Below are 3,679 nucleotides of genomic sequence, written 5' to 3'. Positions count from 1 at the left end.
GCGTACCTTGGCGTGGGAATGCGACCGGGTCCTCGTCGTGCTGCCGGCCCAGCTCCGCGCCGCGGTGGCATCCGCCCGTCTCGTGCCGGAGCTTCCGCCGGTGGACACCGCACTGGTGATCCGCGCGAAACCCGGGGCGGCGCTGGACTTCCAGCTCATCGCCGAAGCCGTGGGACTGCCCGTGCAGAGCATCATGCCCGAGGTCCGCGGCACGGCCGCGGCCACGGAACTCGGCCGCCTGCTGGAGACCGGCGTGCGGCGCAGCGTGCAGCGCTTCACCGACGCCATCCTTGACTTCAGCGTGGACGAGTACCCGTGAACTCGCACGCGGTTCCGGACCCGCGGGAACCGCCGCATCCGGGAAACCCGGCGGCTCGCCGGCAGTTGCGGGGCGCCCAGAAACGGGTGGATGCACGCCTGCTCGATGCGGTCCGCGAATCGGTTATGGCCGACGCCGGTCCGGTCACTCCATCCCGGGTGGCCGCGGCCGTGCAGGCTAGCGGCCGGGTGCTCGGCACCGCCGGTGCGCTGGCCGCCGTCGAAAGCATCAGCGCCGAACTGAACGGGCTGGGGCCGCTCCAGCCGCTGACCCGTGACCCGCTGGTGACGGACATCTTCGTCAACGGCCCGGACTCGGTCTGGCTGGACCGCGGGCGCGGTCTGGAGCGTGTCCCCGTCACCTTCGCCGGCGAAGCCCAGGTCCGCGCGCTGGCGGCCCGGCTCGTGGCCGCCGGCGGCCGCCGGCTGGATGACGGGTCGCCTTGCGTGGATGTCAGGCTCGACGGCGGCTACCGGGTCCACGCCGTTCTGCCGCCGGTTTCCACCACCGGCACCCTCCTAAGCGTGCGGATCCGGCGCGCGTCCGTCTTCTCCCTGGCCGAGCTCAGCCGCGGCGGCATGTTCGGCCCGTTGGTCCAAGATGTCCTGGAGCGGATGGTGGCCCGCCGCCTCAGCTTTCTCGTCAGCGGCGCCACCGGCTCGGGAAAGACGACGCTGCTCGCCACCCTGCTGGGGCTGTGCCGGCCGGCGGAGCGGCTCGTCCTGATCGAGGACGCCTCGGAGCTGAACCCCGTTCATCCGCATGTGGTGTCCCTCGAGTCGCGCCACAGCAATCTCGAAGGCGGGGGCACCGTCGATCTGGCCGAGCTGGTTCGGCAGGCCCTGCGGATGCGGCCGGACAGGCTGGTGGTCGGGGAGTGCCGCGGCGCCGAGGTCCGCGAGCTCCTCGCCGCGATGAACACCGGGCACTCCGGGGCCGGCGGGACGATCCACGCCAACACCGCCGCGGGGGTCCCCGCCCGGCTCATGGCGCTCGGCGCGCTCGCGGGGATGGGACCGGAAGCTGTCCGCCTCCAGGCCGCCAGCGCCCTGGACGCCGTGGTCCATCTGGAACGGACCCGGCTTGGCCGGCAGGTGGCATCCATCGGGCTGGTCGGGGAAAACGGCGCCGGCCTGGCCGTGGCGGCGGCCTTGGAAACAGTCGGAGGCGAGGTCCACGCCGGTCCCGCGTGGCCGGAGCTTGCGGCCAGGCTGGGCCTAGACCCGGTTGCCGGGCCGGGGACCGCACCCCCGATGCCGCCTGTCGCCGGGCCGGGGCCGCCATGACGGCCGCCCTGACCGGGATCCTGGCCCTGGCGTTGTGGTTGGCACTCGCGCCGTCGGACGGGGCCAGACGGCGGATTCGGCGGGTCCTATCCGGGCCGCCGCCGGGTAGCCCCCGGGAACCTGCCGGCGGCACCACGGCCGGCCGGCGCGGCCTCTTTTCGCCGTGGCACCGGATGGGTCCAGCCGTATCCGAGGTGCCCATGACCGTGCTGGTGCAGCAGCTGGCCGCTTTGCTGAAAGGCGGCCGATCACCGGCCCGGCTGTGGGAAGAACTTTGGCTGCTCTACGTGAACCAGCACGGGTCCGACTACACGGCGGGCCGCGTACCGGAGCACCCGCCGAACCACCCGTTCGAGGGCACCGGACGGCGCAACAGGGCCGCGGCCCGTACTGGACTGTTGAGTGCGACGTCGCAGGGGATTCTGTCCGCAGCCCGGACCGCAGCCCTGCGGGGTACCCCGGTGGCCGCGGCGATCCGTCAGGGAGCCTCCCCGGATCCCGGCACAGCCTCACCCCGGGGTCGCGAACACAAGGAACGGGCGGTCTGGGTGGAACTTGCGGCGTGCTTCGATGTGGCCGAGGCCAGCGGCTGTCCGCTCGCCGATGTCCTCACGCGGTATGCCGCCCATCTGGAGGCCGAGGACGACGCCGCAGCCGCCCGGCAGACTGCCCTCGCCGGGCCCAGGGCCACCGTCCGGATCCTTACCTGGCTGCCCTTTCTCGGGCTCGGGCTCGGGGTGTTGCTGGGCGTGAATCCCTCGACCGTCCTGCTCGGCACACCCGTCGGCCTGGCAGCACTCGGCGCGGGCATCGCCCTCACCGCGGCGGGCCGGATCTGGTCCGCCCGGCTGGTCGGCGCGGCAGCCGGCCGGCAGCCGTGACCCCGCTACCGGGCAGCCTCGCCGTGGCCGCCCTGCTGGCCGCGGCAGCGGTGGTCGGACTCGCGGACCATGGCCGGGCGGCCCGGCGCTGGAGGCATCTGGGCCCACGACGGCTCGCGGCTAGCCGCGTCACAGGCCGCGGCGTCCTGCCCGAGGATCCCGGGGTCGGGCTTCGGGACCCGGTCCTGATGTTGGAACTGATCGGTGCCATGCTGGACGCTGGATCCGGGCTGGGCCGTTCGCTGGAGCTGGTTGCCCGGCACACCGCCCCCGGACTCGGCCGTCCGCTGGGTCCGGTCGTGTCCGCCCTGGCGATCGGCGCCGACTGGGAAACCGCGTGGCGCAGCTCCCACGCCCTTCCCTCCCAACTGCTCGCCCTCCGCGACGCTTTGGGCTTCGCCGCACTGACCGGCGTGCCGTCCTCCGCCATCCTGTACGCGCAGGCCGCCCGGCTCCGCCGCGAACATTTCCGGGCCGCCGAGCAGCGTGCCGCCGCGCTGGGCGTGAAACTGGTCATCCCGCTGGGGCTCTGCTCTCTGCCCGCCTTCGTGTRCCTGGGGATTGTGCCGGTGGTGCTCGCGATGCTGCCCCCGGGCTCCTGACAGCTCACCGGCGGAGGCGCCGCCGGGCGTTTGAGCGCTGCGACTCCTCCTCCACAGCCCAACTTTTCCACTTGTCCCGGCCGCTCTCTTAACGGCGCCGACCGGACCGCGCAGGGTGGAAACAGCCGGCGACTGCGCCGGATTCATTTCGAGAGGAACGCTCATGACCCACCATCCAAACGCCCCCGCCGGCCCCGACCGTGAGTCTGCCGAGACCGGCACGGCGGAGGTCCGTGAAATCTACCCGGGCGCCCGCCAAGCCCCGCCGGTCCAGGCCGGCCCCGCGGCCGGACGCCGGCGGAGAAGGCAGCTCGGCTCGGAAGCAGGGATGGCCACCGCTGAATACGCCATCGCAACGTTGGCCGCCGTCGGGTTTGCCGGCCTGCTCGTGCTGATCATGCGCAGTGAGGAGGYCCGGGGTTTCCTGCTGAATCTGATCCGCACGGCCCTGGCGCTGCCGTGATTAGCGAGCGGATTGGCGAGCGGCGAGGTTCCTCCACCGGCAGCGCCGGCTCCCGCGGCCGTGGGCAAGCGGGACCCCGCCGGCAGTGGCCGGCCAAGGAGCCGCAGCCGCGATCCCGATGGCACCGC

General features: G+C 73.2%; 4 protein-coding genes and 1 pseudogene. All 5 read left to right on the top strand.

Features of this window, described 5'->3' with window-relative positions:
• Positions 1-319 (top strand): annotated as a pseudogene (locus AB4Y86_RS14330) (septum site-determining protein Ssd); the annotation flags it as partial.
• The gene (locus AB4Y86_RS14325; RefSeq protein ID WP_441402869.1) at positions 316-1,605 is read left to right on the top strand and encodes a TadA family conjugal transfer-associated ATPase; all 1,290 of its coding nucleotides are present in this window, start codon (positions 316-318) and stop codon (positions 1,603-1,605) included. The pseudogene AB4Y86_RS14330 and the gene AB4Y86_RS14325, both read left to right, overlap by 4 nt.
• Before the next feature lie 200 nt (positions 1,606-1,805).
• On the top strand, positions 1,806-2,486 hold the full coding sequence (locus tag AB4Y86_RS14320; protein WP_441402868.1) for a hypothetical protein: 681 nt from the start codon (positions 1,806-1,808) through the stop codon (positions 2,484-2,486).
• Entirely contained in the window at positions 2,483-3,088 is a 606-nt protein-coding gene (locus AB4Y86_RS14315) for a type II secretion system F family protein (protein ID WP_441402867.1), read from the top strand. The genes AB4Y86_RS14320 and AB4Y86_RS14315 overlap by 4 nt, the downstream gene beginning before the upstream one ends.
• A 145-nt stretch (positions 3,089-3,233) precedes the next feature.
• Positions 3,234-3,551, top strand: a complete 318-nt coding sequence (locus AB4Y86_RS14310; RefSeq protein ID WP_441402870.1) for a DUF4244 domain-containing protein — start codon at positions 3,234-3,236, stop codon at positions 3,549-3,551.
• The last annotated feature ends 128 nt before the right edge of the window (positions 3,552-3,679 follow it).

The sequence above is a fragment of the Arthrobacter sp. 2YAF22_2 genome, assembly GCF_052114645.1.
GTDB lineage: Bacteria > Actinomycetota > Actinomycetes > Actinomycetales > Micrococcaceae > Arthrobacter.
Note: the sequence above shows the minus strand (reverse complement) of the source record. Positions and strands in the feature narration are given on the sequence as shown.